18 protein-coding genes and 1 pseudogene are annotated in these 17,393 nt (G+C 55.9%); 1 reads left to right on the top strand and 18 read right to left on the bottom strand.

Annotated elements, in window-relative coordinates; genetic code table 11:
- Positions 1 to 78: 78 nt before the first annotated feature.
- Complete coding sequence (locus NF676_RS14765; RefSeq protein WP_041480220.1) at positions 79 to 348, top strand: DUF1652 domain-containing protein; 270 nt, start codon at positions 79 to 81, stop codon at positions 346 to 348.
- Here NF676_RS14765 and NF676_RS14760 read toward each other — a convergent pair.
- From NF676_RS14760 to NF676_RS14680, 18 genes and pseudogenes are all read right to left on the bottom strand, one after another.
- Positions 345 to 743, bottom strand: coding sequence for a hypothetical protein (locus NF676_RS14760; protein ID WP_076562707.1), 399 nt, complete (start codon positions 741 to 743; stop codon positions 345 to 347). The two genes, NF676_RS14765 and NF676_RS14760, sit on opposite strands and share 4 nt — an antisense overlap.
- Positions 744 to 833: 90 nt before the next feature.
- Entirely contained in the window at positions 834 to 1,103 is a 270-nt protein-coding gene (locus NF676_RS14755) for a DUF2790 domain-containing protein (RefSeq protein ID WP_095180120.1), read from the bottom strand.
- 270 nt (positions 1,104 to 1,373) lie between these two features.
- On the bottom strand, positions 1,374 to 2,345 hold the full coding sequence (locus NF676_RS14750) for a tetratricopeptide repeat protein (protein WP_252886290.1): 972 nt from the start codon (positions 2,343 to 2,345) through the stop codon (positions 1,374 to 1,376).
- 89 nt (positions 2,346 to 2,434) lie between these two features.
- Positions 2,435 to 3,076, bottom strand: a complete 642-nt coding sequence (locus tag NF676_RS14745) for a tetratricopeptide repeat protein (RefSeq protein WP_252886289.1) — start codon at positions 3,074 to 3,076, stop codon at positions 2,435 to 2,437.
- Positions 3,037 to 3,399: an SEL1-like repeat protein gene (locus NF676_RS14740; protein ID WP_252886288.1), complete on the bottom strand. Its 363-nt coding sequence runs from the start codon at positions 3,397 to 3,399 to the stop codon at positions 3,037 to 3,039. Before NF676_RS14740 ends, NF676_RS14745 begins: the two co-directional genes overlap by 40 nt.
- Before the next feature lie 38 nt (positions 3,400 to 3,437).
- Complete coding sequence (locus tag NF676_RS14735) at positions 3,438 to 3,614, bottom strand: hypothetical protein (protein ID WP_252867685.1); 177 nt, start codon at positions 3,612 to 3,614, stop codon at positions 3,438 to 3,440.
- 68 nt (positions 3,615 to 3,682) lie between these two features.
- Positions 3,683 to 3,827: pseudogene (locus NF676_RS27750) on the bottom strand (type VI secretion system tip protein TssI/VgrG); the annotation flags it as partial.
- 113 nt (positions 3,828 to 3,940) lie between these two features.
- On the bottom strand, positions 3,941 to 5,734 hold the full coding sequence (locus NF676_RS14730; RefSeq protein ID WP_236169064.1) for a T6SS phospholipase effector Tle1-like catalytic domain-containing protein: 1,794 nt from the start codon (positions 5,732 to 5,734) through the stop codon (positions 3,941 to 3,943).
- An 18-nt stretch (positions 5,735 to 5,752) separates the two neighbouring features.
- Positions 5,753 to 6,220, bottom strand: a complete 468-nt coding sequence (locus NF676_RS14725; protein ID WP_236169063.1) for a DUF3304 domain-containing protein — start codon at positions 6,218 to 6,220, stop codon at positions 5,753 to 5,755.
- Between the two features lie 88 nt (positions 6,221 to 6,308).
- Entirely contained in the window at positions 6,309 to 7,148 is an 840-nt protein-coding gene (locus NF676_RS14720) for a DUF4123 domain-containing protein (protein WP_236169062.1), read from the bottom strand.
- Positions 7,148 to 9,241: a type VI secretion system Vgr family protein gene (locus NF676_RS14715; protein ID WP_252886287.1), complete on the bottom strand. Its 2,094-nt coding sequence runs from the start codon at positions 9,239 to 9,241 to the stop codon at positions 7,148 to 7,150. The genes NF676_RS14720 and NF676_RS14715 overlap by 1 nt, the downstream gene beginning before the upstream one ends.
- 275 nt (positions 9,242 to 9,516) lie before the next feature.
- The gene (locus tag NF676_RS14710; RefSeq protein WP_252887969.1) at positions 9,517 to 10,104 is read right to left on the bottom strand and encodes a transglycosylase SLT domain-containing protein; all 588 of its coding nucleotides are present in this window, start codon (positions 10,102 to 10,104) and stop codon (positions 9,517 to 9,519) included.
- A 77-nt stretch (positions 10,105 to 10,181) separates the two neighbouring features.
- Positions 10,182 to 11,120, bottom strand: coding sequence for a carbohydrate kinase family protein (locus tag NF676_RS14705; protein WP_252886286.1), 939 nt, complete (start codon positions 11,118 to 11,120; stop codon positions 10,182 to 10,184).
- A gap of 13 nt (positions 11,121 to 11,133) precedes the next feature.
- On the bottom strand, positions 11,134 to 12,630 hold the full coding sequence (gene xylB, locus NF676_RS14700) for a xylulokinase (protein WP_252886285.1): 1,497 nt from the start codon (positions 12,628 to 12,630) through the stop codon (positions 11,134 to 11,136).
- Between the two features lie 204 nt (positions 12,631 to 12,834).
- Positions 12,835 to 14,307 (bottom strand): mannitol dehydrogenase family protein, encoded by a 1,473-nt coding sequence (locus NF676_RS14695; protein ID WP_252886284.1) that lies wholly within the window; start codon positions 14,305 to 14,307, stop codon positions 12,835 to 12,837.
- A 15-nt stretch (positions 14,308 to 14,322) separates the two neighbouring features.
- Complete coding sequence (locus NF676_RS14690) at positions 14,323 to 15,426, bottom strand: ABC transporter ATP-binding protein (protein WP_073476158.1); 1,104 nt, start codon at positions 15,424 to 15,426, stop codon at positions 14,323 to 14,325.
- Positions 15,427 to 15,590: 164 nt separating this feature from the next.
- Positions 15,591 to 16,421, bottom strand: coding sequence for a carbohydrate ABC transporter permease (locus tag NF676_RS14685; RefSeq protein WP_016774872.1), 831 nt, complete (start codon positions 16,419 to 16,421; stop codon positions 15,591 to 15,593).
- Between the two features lie 8 nt (positions 16,422 to 16,429).
- Positions 16,430 to 17,356: a carbohydrate ABC transporter permease gene (locus NF676_RS14680; protein WP_252886283.1), complete on the bottom strand. Its 927-nt coding sequence runs from the start codon at positions 17,354 to 17,356 to the stop codon at positions 16,430 to 16,432.
- Between the last annotated feature and the right edge of the window lie 37 nt (positions 17,357 to 17,393).

Genomic DNA, 17,393 nt, shown 5'->3' with positions numbered 1-17,393 from the left:
GGGCACACCCGTGAAGGCGCAGCAGAGGGTCAGCGTGAATACTTGATTGGCAATCGCACAGAAAGGAGAGGGTTCGCCATGTTTTTATCTGCCTTGGAATTACGCAATATCATTGAAAGCAGCTTCCTGCCGAAACGCTGCCAGTGCACGCTGACACCAGACTTGTCGATGTCCGTCAAAGTATTTGGCGACCATCGAACCGACCAAGCCGATCTCTACGTCAGTGGAATCGACGCCAGCCGCCTGAACAGCTGCCGTGAGATCAACAACCTGGTCGCTGGCCTGCGTTCCGACCTCGCGCAACAAACCACGACCCATCAAACCAGCGCTCGCTCTCGAGCCGTTTAACCCACCGTTTCACCCAGTTCGACCGTCACGCGCCGGGCCTGCACGAAACCTAGGCCCAGCGCGAACTCGACCAGCACCGCGAGCAAAATCCCGGGGCCGGCATGGCCATTGAGCCATTCGCCAAAACCCAACGCCGCCAAACCGAAACAGCCGACGATAAAACCATTGCTCAGCGCACTGCGTGCCACTGACGGCGGAGCATTGCGCAGCAAACAAAACATCACCGCCAACGCCGCAAACAGCACCGCGCTGCGCCTTGCGACTACGCCAGTGCCTTCCGAATAGCCAATACTCCAGATCGCCAGCAACACCTCCGGAAAAAATCCCCAGACCAGCGCCAGCAGAAAACACAGGATTGAAGTGAAGCTCGACAACGTGCGGAACGACAACTGCATGGCCAATCCTTGCGGCAGTAGGGAAGGCCCCGAGCATACCCGCCGAAACCACCGCACGCCTATGGCCAAGCGGAAAATCAGAAGCGTCTGTCAGTTCTGTTGACTGCATGCGTCAGATAATTTCCTGTAACTGATTTGTGCGGGCTTGCCGGTGTTGTCGATGTATTTCATGTCGGCGGTGATGACTTTGCATTCCGAGGTCGGCGGCTCGGTTAGCGAAAGCACCTTCGCCACGTGTAGTGGCATGCCGTATTGGTAGGGTGTTTGATTCGATGTGGCGGAGGTGACGTTGGCTTGGGCCAGTGCGGCGTATGAGCTGCAGGCGAGGGTGGCAGTGAGCAGGAAGGGACGAATGTTCATGAGAGGACTCCAGCGTTGCGGGTAGGCGCCCGGCACGAAGCCGGGCGAGCCTGCCGCACTGGGCGTCAGCGGGGGAAAGCTGAGGGTGTGCGGTGATATGGAGTCTCTGACTGTGGCGTTAAGGCTGAGTTAACCGATGTGAACATGAGCTGAGTTATTTACGGTTGCTTTTCCCTTGTCTCGGGCATTTGTCGTTTGCGATATGAATCATTAGGGTACAGGCTTTGACGTGCTCGAAAAAAATTAATGATAAGGCTGTGCTGCTAAATTTCAGTACCCTAACTTATCTGGAAAAAACGAGAGCGGTGGGTGAGTGGCCTTCCACGTTTTTGCGAGTTCTTTTGCTTTTTCTAGTTGCTCTTTTGACAGCTTTTTTTCTACTTCCGGCAATACGTCGTTAACGTTGTTTATTACGTTTCCACCACCATCAAGCTCCAGTAGATTCGACAATAGTGCGTATGACTTTACCGGGTCTGATTCGAATCCGTATTTTGGTTCAGCTTCGCCAATGTATGACGCGTAACCAAAAACTGCAGATGCGTAGCCTGAGGCTGCAGCTTTTTCATTCCATTTTCTAAATGATGACAAATCGGCTTTTTCAATCCTGGTAGCGGCAAATCCCATCATGGCTGGTGGATAACCATTCTCTGCAGCGGCTTTCATCCATTTTTCGATTTCATCTGATCTGCTAGAGGGTAGTAGGAACATGCCTCCCCCCTCTTGATACTTGGTCGCTAAACGAAATTGCGCTAATGCAAAACCTTTTTCTGCGGACTTTTCAAGCCATTCATCGTTTCCTGTTATCTCCCATAGTAGGTACATCGACTCAGCGTCACCATGAGATGCCTGATCTGTAGCAAGGGTTTTGGCTTTGTTCATCCAATCTTTAGGGGATTGCTCAGAGGAAGAACAATTGTTCATAGTTACGCACAAATCTTGATCCGCGCCGCCGAGCCGAATCATAGAGTAAATATTGCCTTTCTTTGCTGACTCCTCGTAAGCCTTTTGCGCTTCTTGAGTCATGTATCTATTGTTTTTTCTTATAGATTCTCCCAAATAGTAAAGTGCTTCATCATCACCGCCTTCGGCTGCTATTTGTAATGTTTCAATTGCGGAGATGGCTTTGTGTTGATTGTATAGTTCAATGCCCTTGATTTTTGCCTGAGATTGTTCGTTCGTAAGCGCGTTTGACTGGGCTGATACTAGGCTTAAAAATGTTAACGCAGTGGCCAGCAGTTTCATTGAAGTCTTTGCCTATTCAGTCGTTCATCAAGGGCAGTGGCGATAATTTATCTAGATGGAATTTGGGTGCGGACAACCTAAAAATATACTCAATTACTCAGCTTGTCGGGGAAGAAAGACAGCGGTGGGTGATTGGTTTTCCATTCTTCAGCGACGATTTTTGATTCTTCAATTTGTTCTGGTGTCATCTTTTCAGAAATTTTTTCGATCTTCCGGTCGACATAATCTTGCACGCCACCGGCGTCACCGAGTTCTTTTAACAAAGAGAAAATAGCGTAGCCTTTGACTAAATCCAAAGAGTAACCTACTTTATCTGGCGTATGTGAAATGTACGCACCATAGTTACTCATTGCAGCTTGTTCGCCTGTTGCGGCAGCCTTCTCGAGCCAATGTCGAATGCTCGCCATGTCTCCTTGCTTATAAAGCGTCTCTAGATATTGCATCATAGCTTTAGGGTTGCCACCTTCCGCAGAGAGTAGCAGCCATTTTTTGACCGACGCTTCACGTCCTCCAGGAGTAAAGAAGTAACCCTCTCCCTGCCTTTCGCTGATCGCCATCCAATATTGCGCGAGCGGATAGCCTGCATTAGCAGATTTTTCTAACCAATGGTGATCCAGCGTGATTTCGTACATCAAGTATAAAGATTCAGGATCGCCATCATTTGCCTTAGGTAACGTTATTTTTTTTGCCTCTACGAACCATTCTGCTTGAGTTTTTTTGACGACGGGCAATTTCCCATCGTTGCGCAAAGATCTTTTTTTGCTCGACCCAACTGAATCATTGCGTATATGTTTTTTTTCTCTGCTGCCGATTCATACCAAAATTGGGCTTCGGGAGTCATGTATCCATTTTTCTTTCGAAGAGCTTCGGCAAGATAATACTGTGATTCTATTACGCCGTCTTTTGCCTCTCGCTCTAGCTGTGGAATGGCCGCATCTATTTTCATCTGGTTGTAAAGAATGATTCCGCTTGGTCCACTTTGCTGAGGGACTGCGGATGCATTGGTAAAATTGGCGCTATACGGCGACACTGAAATCAAACCTAAGCTGAACATTAGAATAATCTGATTTAATTTGATTTTTATAAGTCTGTTCATTGGTAGCCTTTTAAATCGGGTGTCGCCCCACTCAGCGAGTAGGTTGGTGATGGGACATAATTTTGTTGACAATAATCAGCCAGATTTGCGCCAAGTAATTTTGCGTGCGATTTATAGTTTTTACGTACTTCAAAAATTGTATCGTCAAAGAGGCTTTGAACGCTTTCCGGCATGAAACTATCCAGTGACATGCGATTTTTGCAATACTCTTGTTCTCCCGCTTACTCCTTTATACCAAACGGAAATGGCCCCTGGTGAGGGTCGGTTCATCACCTTTGCCTTCGGCGAGCTTGTAGTCGCTGCGATGGCGTTCCAGCGCGCGTCGAGAGCAACTTGCCGCGCTCGCGAGTCGTGAAACGGCCGGGGTAATCGTAGTCTTCCAGGTCCGTGGCGAATTCGGATTTGACCGTCCCTAGCTAGATTTTTGCTCAATGCCATTATTTTATCCATCCGATTTTCAGGCATAACGGATCTTGAGTCGTCGGACAAACTTGTTGGGCTAGGATTTATACTTCATTTGGTCCATATAGTCAGGTGCCAAACCTTTTGTTTTATTTAGACTAGGGATGTCGAACTCTCGGATGCGGAAATATTTTGGTATTGGTGCGCCCGTGCCTATAGGAATTTGTTGAATCATGAATTGATCATTTATGTAATACTCAAGTAAGTCTTCAACATCGGGGCTGAGTCCCTTCGGTGATGTGACGAACCATTCATCCAAAAGAGCTTTAACAGAAGCACTGGGGAAGCTGACTTTTAACCTTTGCGCTTCTCGATCAATATCTTCAAGCCAACTCAGTTCGGCGCGAAGGGCTGCCTTGTTTTTTTGCGTTTGTTTAATGGCTCGCTCGCGTTTGGCTACCTCTACTTCGCTCTCGCTGCTAATTCCTAGTGCGCGTGCAATTGGACCATCCTTGTTCAACATAGGGCGTTGGAGGCGCTCTTCCTCATCATCATAAGCTTTATGCTGTCCCCGATATAGTTCCCATAAGTTGCGCAAGCGTTGGATATATAAGCGTCGATGAGCAAGGAATCCTTCAGTAGACAGTTTCTTATTTCCTGCTTTATTCATGTAGTTAGCGCTTGCACCGATGGCGCTGATACCATTTATATGGTCATTCAAAGTGAAAAGCTTGGCGACGCTAGTGTCGGTGCGTTTTATTTCGTCAAGAGTTGGGAACGGTACACCCGCACGGATTGCAGCTTCATACATCTCGTGGAGGCATGCTAAGTGCAGTTCAGTACTATGTGGCACATCTTGTTTACCCAAGCCACCCCCTACGTCATAAGATGTTCCAGGAACCAAGCGCTCCTCCCACCTAGGGGTTAGTGGTCCCGTACCGATCAATCTGGATCGGCGAGCATCTTGGCACTCATGTGCTGCAACGAGGTGTAAAGCTGACTTAACTGGGCCTGGAAGGCACTCTCCGTCGTCGACGACGTTTACGAACGGGATCAAATACTCCATAACAATGGAGTTTTCGCCACTACGGTCGACAGAGTCGAAAAGGCCAACGAAACTTACTTCGAGCTTCGCACCTTTAAAAATGGTCGTCGCTGGATCACATTCCTCGAATAATTTATGAGCGAAAGCGCGAGCTAGTGTGGCCCCATAGTCAAAGCCATAAACAGAAACCGAGATTTTTTTTACAAGCGCTCCGGATTCGCCTTTGATTTTAGTGAGCACGTCTTCCAAAACACTGAATGCGGCTTCTAGCCTCGTATCAACTCCCGTTTTGAAAAAGGTTGCCGTAATTTCGTTGTCGCGCGTGACTGAAAACACATCCAGGGTTGCTGGGGCTGCGGCTTTAGCCAAACTGGACAAAAGACTCCCGGGTTTTAGATTACTGTATGCGCTCTCCCACCATTTTTTTCCCGTAACGACGTCTTTTATCGCGTCAAGCGGGCTATTTTTTATCGTGTCTTCGGGAGTTTTGATAGCGCTGTCTTTGGCCCTGTTTAATGCTCCGTCTAGCCCAGTATTGCTAAGCTGCGCACTACCGCCCAAGGATTCATCAAAAGTTTTCCCTAAGCCGGAAATGTAAAATCTTCGATAGTGTGCCTCCGGCTGAGCTTCTAAGTTTTTAGTATCACCTGGATAAGCTAAAAACAAACGGGCGACATTTGTAAGGCGATTTTCTTTAAGATCTTCGACTAGGTTGCGTCCAAAGCCGTCAAAAAAGAACCCAATGTATAGCGTAGCTTCGCAAGGCAGAACAGATTTTCTCTCGGTTGCATTAAGACAAGTTTTTGCAGAAATTGATTGAGCACGATCAAGGTTTGTCGCGTTCATCATAAACCTCCTTGTTTTTCAATTGGCTGCTGATGGATTGGTATCAAAAGGACTGTCGAGGTTCGGGCTCCACATTATTTGAACAGAGTTATTTTCCAGAAAACGTACATGGAGATATCGATCAGTTCGACGCTGCTCCGGAAGAGTCAAAGTCGTTTCGTGAGTTTCTTGTTTCAAGCCCCTCTTTTCTTGCTCTTCTGTCGTGCTTAGTATCCAAGTTATCTTTACAGTAGGTCCCTTTATCGCTTGGCAGCATGTGATCCCGCCGCTACCCATCGCACTTAAGTTGCCGCCCCAAAAATCGTTCACCCAAAAACTGAAAATTGGTCTTTTCATATAGTTTTCAGAAGTCAACATCGCACCCGGCGTACGAAACTGGTTATAAAGATACGATCCAATGAAAGGCAGCAGTAAAACGAATACCCCGATGACAAGGTTGCGGCGACGCCAGGTTTTTTGCCGTTGAGTATTCATGCTTATGAACATTTACCTAAATTCCTTATCCAGCAATGTATCTTGAATATCCAGAAAGCTATAAGACAGAAAGTTCTGATCAGTATGTTCATCATGAAACTCACGCCGACAACTCTCGCATCACCACACCAAGCGGCAACTTCTCTCCAATTGCCCGTTCTTTCGCCTTCTCCCACATCGGCCAGTTCGACGGAAATTCGCGGTCCATCAATTGCAGGCTGGCAAATAGGGTGACGTCTTCCGGTTCGGTCAAGCCTTCATCGCGGCCAGCGTCCAGCGCTTCTTTCACTTGTTTCAAACGGGCACCGTGACAACTGCTGGTGAAGACCTCAGGCGCTTCTTTTTCCAGTTCAGTGGTGAGGCTGTAGGGTAGAGGATCGATCTCCATGTCCGTCCACAGCTTTCCGTCAAGAAAGATAGGCTCGTATCTTCCGGGCTTTTCAAGGTTGAGTCCCTTCAGACAGTGCCATTGATCTTCTTCTGCTGGCACCCACCACTCCTGCACTGGGCCAAACAGCCACGCATGCCAAGGCAGATCATCGCGTGCGTGCAGCATCGGCACGACTTCTGGCGCGTAGCTACGGATCATCAGGACTTCGCCAGCTTCATTTTTTGCCAGCAACGCATCACTCAGGTGAGCGGCGAGCTTGTCGGCTGGGCAGTCGGTACGAATCCAACTGGCCATCGCGGTGCAGCCGGTGAAGTGTTCGTGAGCGAGAAAGGCCTCGAATTCCATGTGGCTAACGTCGACCAGCCACGGGCCGTAGTTGCGCAGTTCGGCGAATTCCGGTTGCACCATCAACGGCCGTCGTGACGGGTCAACTCTGACGAACTGCAATCGAGCGGGTTCCGGCAACAGGCCGATCTCAACGATCGCGAATATCGACTGAGCGTTCTTTTGCGCTTCGCTCCAGGCTTTCGCTGCGTCACTCTTTGTCATCAATTGGCCCCCGATTGCAGGGCGAGTTTTTCACGCATGGCTTTTTTCAGGCATTCGACGCAGATGCCGGTAGGTGCTTTGAGTTTCGGCGTCACGGCGAGGGATTCCGCCTGCATCATCTGGTTAGCGCGCGTTTGCATCAGGCGTCCGGCGTTATCAATGGCTGCGAGTCCCGGAATGAATGGGGCGAGGATCTGAATGCCGGTGCCGGCTCCCGGACCACCACCCGAATTCACCTTCACCTCAGCGCCGCTAATCGTGACACCACCCGCATCAACCTTCACAAAACTCCCACCAGCCTTGGCGGTGAGTTCCATGCCACCCTCAACCACCACCTTGTCACCAGCGTGATAGTGAATCTCCGTCCCAGCCTCAACAAACTGCCCAGTCCCAACCTTCACATGCTGCGTCACACCCACTGTCAGGTGATCATCCGCGCGCATTTCGCTGATTCGGTCCAGATGGGTGATCCGGTGTTCTTCGACCTTGAACTCGCTCAACACGTTAGCTTCAACGGTGTCATGCCGTTCGTTGCCGACGCGGATTTTCTGGTCGTGTTCGATGTTTTCGTCCCAGTCGCGCTGGGCGTGGATGTAGATCTGTTCGGCGCCTTTTTTGTCTTCGATGCGGAATTCGTTGTAGCCCTTGCCGCCCGGGGAGCTGAGGGTTTTGAAGGTGCTGCGGGTCTTGTTGGCGGGCAGGTCGTAGGGGACGACGTTTTCCTTGTGATACAGGCAGCCAGTGACGAGGGGCTGGTCGGGGTCGCCTTCGAGGAAAGTGACGAGGACTTCCATGCCGATGCGCGGCACGGCAATGCCGCCGTAAGCTGCGCCGGCCCAGCCGCTGGCGACGCGCATCCAGCAGGTGGTTTTATCGTCGGACTGGCCGTCGCGGTCCCAGTGGAATTGCACTTTGATGCGGCCGTATTGGTCGCAGTGGATTTCTTCGCCGGGCGGGCCGGTGACGACGGCGGTCTGGCTGCCGAGGACTTTCGGTTTCGGGTGTTCGAGGGCAGGGCGGTAGTGCGCGTCCCACGGGGTGGCGAGGAAGCTGTTGCGGTAGCCCTGGTGGAAATCGCTCTTGTTATCGGTGATGTCGCTGGTGACGTTTTCGCCGAGCACTTGCGGCTGTTTGCCTTCGTGGAAGACTTCCAGCAGCAGCCACAGGTCGTTCCACTCGGCGCGCGGGTGTTCGGCGAGCGTGAGGAAATGGCCGCTGGTCAGCGTCGGTTCATCACCTTTGCCTTCGGCGAGTTTGTAGTCGCTGCGATGGCGTTCGAGGGCGCGGGTCGAGAGGAACTTGCCGCGCTCGCGGGTGGTGAAACGGCCGGGGTAATCGTAGTCTTCCAGGTCCGGGGCAAATTCGGATTTGACCGCGCCTTCGGGCAGCAGCTTGGGTTTTTCGAAATCGTAGTCGCGACGGCTGACGCGGGTGGTGCGGGTTTCCAGGCGCAGGTTGAAGCGCTTGATCACCGGTTTCTCGGCGGCCATGCCGGAGTCCTGCTGGTAGCTGACCGGCTTCAGTTTGCGGAATACGGTCTGGTCGTCGCCGAACACCAGTTTGTGGCCGCTGCTGCTGTGCTGGAAGTGGAAGTGAATGCCTTCTTCTTCGCACAGGCGCTGGATGAAATGCAGGTCGGACTCGTCGTATTGCACGCAATACTCACGCTCCGGGTACTCGGCGCCGAGCTGGAAGCTGTAGGCGTCAGAGAGAATGCCGCGATCTTCCAACACCTGGGCGATGATTTTCGGCACCGTCAGTTGCTGGAAGATCTGCTGATCATGGTTGTGCTGCAGATAGGCCAGTTGCGGCATCAGGCTGATGCTGTAGCGGGTCAGGGTCTTGCCGGAGTCGCCCTGCTCGATGCGATAGACCTGGCCGTGAATCTTGCCTTCTCCGGTGGCGCCGAACGTCAGGCACGCGCGCTTGTGCAGCAGCTCTTCGAGCTTCAGGTCGGGGCGGGCGCTGACCAGTTCGAGGTCGAAACGGAACGGTTCGTTGAGGGCTTCGCGACCGCTGAAGCTGAGGACTTGCAGGTCGGCGTTGGCGTCTTCGATCGAGAGGGTGATGTGGGTTGCATTGGCGTCCAGCATGCCTTGAATTCCGTCCGTTGAATAAGCAGGTGATGGATGTTGCAGGATTAGACGGCCTCATTCAAGGCGCAAATGGCTTATGTGTGGGGCCTTGATGCCATAGGGAAAACCCTTAGGAGGGCGGTTTGGGTCAGTGAAATCGGGCCTTTCATAGACTTTGATGGTGTTTGAGAGATTGCCATCGCGGGCAAGCCCGCTCCCACAGGTTTCTCGGGTGTACACAAAATCGGCGTTCACTAAGGTCTTGTGGGAGCGAGCCTGCTCGCGAAGGGCTTCTACAACCAATGCCAGAACCGGCTCCAGAACCCGCGATTGAGGTCTTCCTTGCAGCCGGCGTATTGCTGCGCATACAGATCCGAATGGTTCTGCACCTTGCGCGCGGTCGGCGGTAGCCAGGCCTTGCTCGCGTAGGTCTTGTTGCGGAAGCCGCCCCAGCCTTCGTGGTAGTTCAGGTACTGGTTATGGGCGTCGTATTTGTACACGCCGTTGATCGAGGTGGTCTTGTCCATGTACCAGCCGACGAAGTCGATGGCGTCGTCGAAGTCTTCGCGATCGGCCCAGTTGCGGCCGGTGCTTTTCTGGTAGTCGGCCCAGACTTCATCCTTGGCCTGCGCATAACCGGAAGCGGTTGAGACGCGGCCCCAAGGAATCACCCAGAGCAGGTATTTGCGCGGCGTCTTGGCGTCGTAGCGGTAGCCGGATTCCTGATACATGATCGCGAACGGCACCTGGATCGGCACGCCCCAGCGTTTCTGGGTGACTTGCGCAGCGTCGTACCAATCGCTTTTCTCGCGGAAGATTGCGCAGATGTCTTCCGGGGAGCGGGGCGGCGAGGTGCCGCAACCGCTCAGCAGGGTGGCCATGGTCAGGAGGGCGAGGATGTGCCTGTGATTCAAGAGCTGTTTTCCGTCGTGCGCAAAAAGGCCGACAGTCTACGCGCTCAGCTCAATTGATGACGATAGGGCAGATCCGGACCGGTTTTGCTGCAGGTCAGTGCGGCGGCTTGTACGGCGAACCTGAGCATGCCGTCGATTTGCTCTCGACTGAGCTGCTGCACGCCTTCTACCGAGTCCAGCGAATGTTCGGTCAGCCAGGTGATCAGCGCGGCCTGGAAGGTATCGCCAGCGCCAACGGTGTCGGCAATTTTCACCGGATTCGCCGGTACCGACCACGAGCCATGGGTGCGACTGAACACCGTTGCGCCGTCGCCACCGCGTGTCAGGAATACGATCTGGCAGCGATGCTCGAGCCAGCTTTCAATAACATGCTGCGGATCCTGCTCGGGATAGAGCAGGCTCAGATCCTCGTCGCTGACTTTGATCAGATCGGCCAGGCGCACCAGCGTGGCGATGCGCTCGCGCCATAGCTCGATGTTCGGCTCGGGATTGAGGCGCACGTTGGGGTCGAGGCTGATCAGGCGTTTGCCGCTTTCGCGTTGGACCAGTTTCAGCAACGTGTCGCCAATCGGCTGCACCACCAGCGAAAACGAGCCGATGTGCAGGCCGCGCACCTCGTCGCCAAGTGTCGGCAGATGCGCCTCGCTCAGTTGCCGGTCGGCACAGCCTTCGCCACGGAAGCTGTAGTGCGGTGAACCATTGGCGCCTACCGCGACCATCGCCAGGGTGGTCGGCGCGGCGAAATCCACCAGATAGTCCGGGCGCACGCCTTCGTCCTGCAGCACTTGCTGCAAACGCCGGCCGAGGTAGTCGGTGGACAGCCCACCGAAGAGCGCCGAGTCCACGCCCAAGCGGCGCAGTCCGACGGCGACGTTGAACGGCGAGCCGCCGGCAATTGCCTTGAAATTGACTTTCGAGGCCAGACCGATGGCGTCGTTTTCGCTGAAAAAATCAAACAGGGCTTCGCCACACACCAGGTACATAGTTGTTTGCTCGTTATAGGGTTGCGACATGCTGTTGATAGCGTTCGTAGGCCTGCTGGAACGCCGCGACATTGGCGGCGATCGGCAGGGTTTCACTGCGCGCGTCGAGTTTGACGCAGCGTTCGCACAGATCGGCCAGGGACACATCATCGCCGTTCGAGCGCGATGCGCACCACGCCGCTTGAATCGCCGCACCCAGTGCGGCGGCTTCGCTTTGTTCTGTGCAGATCACCGGGGCGTTCATGATGTCGGCGACGATCTGCCGCCACACCGCGCTCTTCGAACCGCCGCCGATCAGGCAGATGCGCAGGCTTTGTAAACCATTCTGGCGGAGCAAATCCAGCCCGTAGCGCAAACCGAAGGTGGTGCCTTCGACGGCCGCGCGGCACAGATTGGCCTGGGTCAGATTGTCCATCGTCAGCCCGTGCAGGCTGCCGGTGGCGTGGGGCAGGGCGGGCACGCGTTCGCCGTTGAGGAACGGCAACATGCTCACGCCTTCGGCGCCGATCGGCGACTGCGCGACCAGTTCGTTGAAGGTCGGCAGATCGAGCCTGAACAGTTCGCGAATTGCACCGGTGGCGTTGGTCAAATTCATGGTGCAGATCAACGGCAGCCAGCCGCCGCTGGAGGAACAGAACGTGGCAACCGAGGCATCGGCGCTGACGCTCGGCTCCTCCGAATAGGCGTAGACCGTGCCGGACGAACCGAGGCTCATGGTGATCGCGCCGGGCTGGATATTGCCGGTACCGATCGCGCCCATCATGTTGTCGCCGCCGCCGCTCGAGACCACGGCGTTGGGGTTGATGCCGAGTTGCTCGGCGATTGCCGGCAGAAGAGTGCCGACGGCGGCGTGCGCGTCGATCAGCTCCGGCAGCGCGGCTTGCAAACGGCCGCTGGCGTCGATGTCGCGCAGGATCTGCAAATCCCACTGACGCGTGCGCACGTTGAAGTAACCAGTGCCGGAGGCGTCGCCGTATTCGCTGCAGGCGCGGCCGGTGAGCCAGTAGTTGAGGTAGTCGTGGGGCAACAGAATGCGCGCGATGCGTGAGAACACGTCGGGATGCTGCTCTTTGGTCCAGAGCAGTTTCGACACCGTGTAGCCCGGCGCAATGACCACGCCGAGGCGTTCCAGCGAACCTTGCTCGCCGCCCATTTGCGCGAGCAAGCGCTCGTTTTCCGGCGTGGTTTCGGTGTCGCACCAGAGCTTGGCCGGGCGCAGCACTGCGCCTTGCTCATCGAGCAGGACCAAACCGTGTTGCTGGCCGGAGACGCCAACGCCGAGGATCGCCTGGCCGTCGACGTTCGCCGCTTGCAAGGCCTGGCGGGTGGCGCTGACGAACGCGTCGAGCCACTGTTGAACGTCTTGTTCGCGGCGGCCGTTGGCGCCGCTGATCATCGTGTGCGGCGCTGCGCCCAGACCGAGCACCTGGCCGCTGCCGGCGTCGAGGATGATCGCTTTGGTGCCTTGGGTGCCGCAGTCGATACCCAGGAAGAGCTTTGTTGTTGTCATGTATGGGCCTGTCAGATTGCGCTGAAGATCAAGAGCTACCCCCTCACCCCAGCCCTCTCCCCCATGGGGGCGAGGGGGAAAGGGAGCAGATTTTCATGCCTTTCACACTCTGTATTCGACTCGGAATTTCAGGTCGATGAATAACGGAAGAACCACGCGGTCGGTTCCCTCTCCCTCCGGGAGAGGGCTAGGGTGAGGGGCTTTTCAGCCGAGCACCCGTTCCAGAGTCCCCGAAACCCCAACCTCGCGCAGACTCTGGCAGCACCACTCGAATGCCGCAACAAACTCCGCCGACTTCGGTATCGCCGTGCCGAAAATCTCCTCTACGCCCAACAGGCGCTCGGTGATCAACTCATCGTCCGCCACCAATCCCTGGCAGAAAGCCGCTCGCGGATCCGGAATCGAATACGTATCGCCATTCTCATCCACGCCCTTCAAATACAACGCCCACGCCGCGACTACCAGTGCCGCGCGTTTGGTCTCGCGGCCATCGGCGATCAGCCGATTGATCGTCGGCACGGTGAACTTGGGAAACTTCGATGAGCCATCCGAACACACGCGCTCCAGCTGATCGGCAATCGCCTGATTGGAAAACCGCGCGACCAGTGTGTCCTTGTATTCGCTCAGATCAATGCCCGGCACCGGTGCCAGTTGCGGCGTGACATCCAGGTCCATGTAGGCGCGCATGTACCGCACGAACAGCGGATCGTTCATGGTCTCGTGGACGAAGCGATAACCCTTGAGAAAGCCCAGATACGTCAGCGCCAAGTGACTGCCGTTGAGCAGTTTGATTTTCATCTCTTCGTACGGCGACACATCGTCGGTGAACTGCACGCCGACCTTTTCCCATGCCGGGCGGCCGTTGACGAATTTGTCTTCCAGCACCCACTGCACAAACGGTTCGCAGACCACCGGCCAGGCATCGTCGACGCCGTGTTTGTCGGCCAGTTGCAGGCGATGCGCGGTGCTGGTCATCGGCGTGATGCGGTCGACCATGGCGTTGGGGAAGCTGACGTTCTGGTCGATCCAGTCGCGCAGATCCGGATCACGCAGGGCGGCGAAGGCCAGCAGTGCCTTGCGCGCGACCGCGCCGTTGTGCGGCAGGTTATCGCAGGACATCACAGTAAATGCCGGAACGCCCGCCGCGCGGCGTTTGGCCAACGCTGCGCAGAGGAAACCGAACACGGTGCCCGGTGCTTCGGGATGGGCGAGGTCGTGTTGAATCTGCGGCAGATGCGCCATGAATTCGCCGTTGCTGTCGTCGATGCAGTAGCCGCCCTCGGTGATGGTCAGCGAAACGATACGGATCTGCGGTTCGGCTAGTTTGTCGATCAGTGCTTGCGCGCCATCTTCGGCCAGCAGCATGTCGCGGATCGCGCCAATCACGCGCACTTCGGTGTCATCGCTGTCGCCCAGTTCAAACAGGGTGAACAGGTAATCCTGCTCGCGCAGATCATCGCGAGCACGGCGATCTTCCGGGCGCAGGCCGACGCCGCAGATTGCCCAGTTCAGCGCTTCGCCAGTGTTCATCAAGGCATCGGTGTAATAGGCCTGATGCGCACGATGGAAACCACCGACGCCGATGTGGGCGATGCCCTGACGCGTGTCAGCGAGGTCGTAGCCTGGCAGTTGCACCTGGGCGGCGAGGCGATTGAGGTTCTGTTGGTTGAGTTTCATCGGATAGTCTCGAAATCAGGCCGCAGCGCGTAGCGGACGGGTCAGCGCCACACCTTCGGCATCGAACAGATGGCAGTGAGTCGGGTCCAGGCGCAGGCTCAATTGCTCGCCGTAACGGCTGGCCAGATCGCCGCGCACGCGCATGGTCAGGGCTTCACCGGCGCTGGTGGTGACGTGGCAGAAGGTGTCGCTGCCGAGGCGTTCGCTGACGTCGGCAGTCACCTGCAACGTGCAGTCGCCGGGTTGCGCCAGTTCAAGATGTTCCGGGCGAATGCCCAGCGTGACAGCGCTGCCGACACTGAGGTTGGCGGCGTTGAACGGCAGGGTGATGCGCGTGCCGGCGTCCAGCGAAACTTCGCAGCTGGCGCCGTCGATGCGGGCAATCTTGCCTTTGAGGAAACCCATTTTCGGCGTACCGAGGAAGCCTGCGACAAACAGATTGGCCGGGTTGTGATAGAGGTCCAGCGGCGAGCCGACCTGTTCGATTCTGCCGCCATTGAGCACCACGACTTTGTCGGCCATGGTCATCGCTTCGACCTGATCGTGGGTCACATAAATCATCGTCGCTTGCAGGTCTTTATGCAGGCGCAGCAGTTCCAGCCGCATCTGCACGCGCAACGCCGCGTCGAGGTTGGACAGCGGCTCATCGAAGAGGAAAATCTTCGGGTTGCGCACGATGGCGCGGCCGATCGCCACGCGCTGACGCTGACCGCCGGACAGCTGTTTGGGTTTGCGCTCGAGCATCGGCCCGAGTTCAAGAATACGTGCCGCTTCGCCGACCTTGCGCTCGACCTCGGCTTTCGGCACGCCGGCCAGATCGAGGGCGAACGACATGTTCTTTTTCACGGTCATGTGCGGGTACAGCGCGTAGGTCTGGAACACCATCGCCAGATCGCGCTTGGCCGGGCTGACTTCGGTGATGTCGCGGCCATCGAGTTCGATGGTGCCGCCGCTGACCTCTTCAAGGCCGGCGATCAGGCGCAGCAGGGTGGATTTGCCGCAGCCCGACGGGCCGACGAAGACTACGAATTCCTTGTCGTTCACTTCCAAGTCAATGCCCTTGATGATGGAAAAGCCTTCGAAGCCTTTTTGCAGATTCTTGATTTTCAGGTTGGCCATGAGATGGGCCTCCGCAATTTATTATTGGGTTAAACCAGATCGGCTTTTCTGTGGGAGCGAGCCTGCTCGCGAAGGGGCCGTGTCAGTCGACATCAGGGTTGAATGACACTCCGCTTTCGCGAGCAGGCTCGCTCCCACAGGGGATAGGGTTGGATTCGGGATGTTCATTTCACGGCGCCGAACGAGAGGCCGCGCACCAGTTGCTTCTGGCTGATCCAGCCAAAGATCAGAATCGGCGCACAGGCCAGGGTCGATACGGCCGACAACTTGGCCCAGAACAGCCCTTCGGGACTTGAATACGAGGCGATCAGCGCGGTCAGCGGTGCGGCATTCGATGAGGTCAGGTTCAGCGACCAGAACGCCTCGTTCCAGCACAGGATCAGCGACAGCAGCACGGTCGAGGCGAGGCCGCCCTTGGCGATCGGCAGCAGCACGCGGACCATTTCCTGCCACAGCGTTGCACCGTCGAGGCGGGCGGCTTCGAGGATGTCTTTGGGGATGTCCTTGAAGTAGGTGTAAACCATCCAGACCACGATCGGCAGGTTGATCAGCGTATAGATCACGATCAGCGCGATGCGCGTGTCGAGCAGGCCGAAACTCTTGGCCAGCAGGTAGATCGGCATCAGCACGCCCACCGGCGGCAGCATTTTGGTCGAGAGCATCCACAGCAACGTGCCTTTGGTGCGCTGGGTTTCATAGAACGCCATCGAGTACGCCGCCGGTACCGCGATCAACAGACACAGGGCGGTGGCGCTGAAGGAGATCACCACCGAGTTCCAGGCGAAGCTGAAGTAGTCGCTGCGCTCGTTGATGTGCAGGTAGTTCTCCAGCGTTGGCGTGAAGATGAACTGCGGCGGCGTGGCGAAAGCGTCGATTTCGCTCTTGAAACTGGTCATCACCATCCAGAAGATCGGGAAGAAAATCACGATCGCGATGGCCCAGGCCAGGGTGCCGAGCAGCAGGCTTTGCAGGCGGCGGGATTGTTGGAGGGTCATGGCAGGCCTCACGCTTTGTCAGTCAGGTTTTTGCCGATCATCCGCACCAGAATGATCGCGGCGATGTTGGCGATGACCACGGCAATCAAACCGCCGGCCGAAGCCATGCCGACGTCGAACTGCACCAGCGCCTGGTTGTAGATCAGGTAGGCGAGGTTGGTCGAGGCGTAGCCGGGGCCACCGTTGGTGGTGGTGAAGATTTCGGCGAACACCGAGAGCAGGAAGATCGTTTCGATCATCACCACCACAGCAATCGGCCGCGCCAAATGCGGCAGGGTCAGGTGCCAGAAAATCGCGATCGGGCCGGCACCGTCCAGGCGCGCAGCTTCTTTCTGTTCCTGATCCAGCGACTGCATGGCGGTCATCAGAATCAGGATCGCGAAGGGCAGCCATTGCCACGAAACAATGATGATGATCGACAGCAGCGGGTAGTGCGCCAGCCAGTCCACCGGTTGCGCGCCGAACAGCTTCCAGATGTAGGCGAGGATCCCCGAGACCGGGTGGAAAATCAGGTTCTTCCAGATCAACGCGCCGACGGTGGGCATGATGAAGAACGGCGAGATCAGCATCACCCGTACCAGGCCGCGACCGAGGAACTCGCTGGCCTCCAGCAACGCGCTGATCAATACGCCGAAGACCACGCTGATCAGCAGCACGCTGCCGACCAGCAGCAACGTATTGGTCGCGCCGGGCATGAAGCCCGAGTCGGTGAGGAAATAGGTGAAGTTCTCCAGCCCGACGAATTCGTTTTCGCCGGGATAGAGCAAGTTGTAGCGGATCATCGAAAAGTACAGGGTCATGCCCAGCGGCACGATCATCCACAGCAGCAACAGCGCCACCGAAGGACTGACCAGAAACCAGCCGGGATTGCGCAGGCGCAGCTTGCGCTGCGTTGGCGACAGGTCGATGTGGGCTTTGGCAGTTGAAGTATTCATGGCATTCACAACCGAGTCATACAGACCTATGGAGATC

Origin of the sequence: Pseudomonas siliginis (genome assembly GCF_024072275.1) — a bacterium.
GTDB lineage: Bacteria > Pseudomonadota > Gammaproteobacteria > Pseudomonadales > Pseudomonadaceae > Aquipseudomonas > Aquipseudomonas siliginis.
The sequence above is the reverse complement of the archived record's forward strand: the minus strand, read 5'-3'. Positions and strand labels throughout refer to the sequence as shown.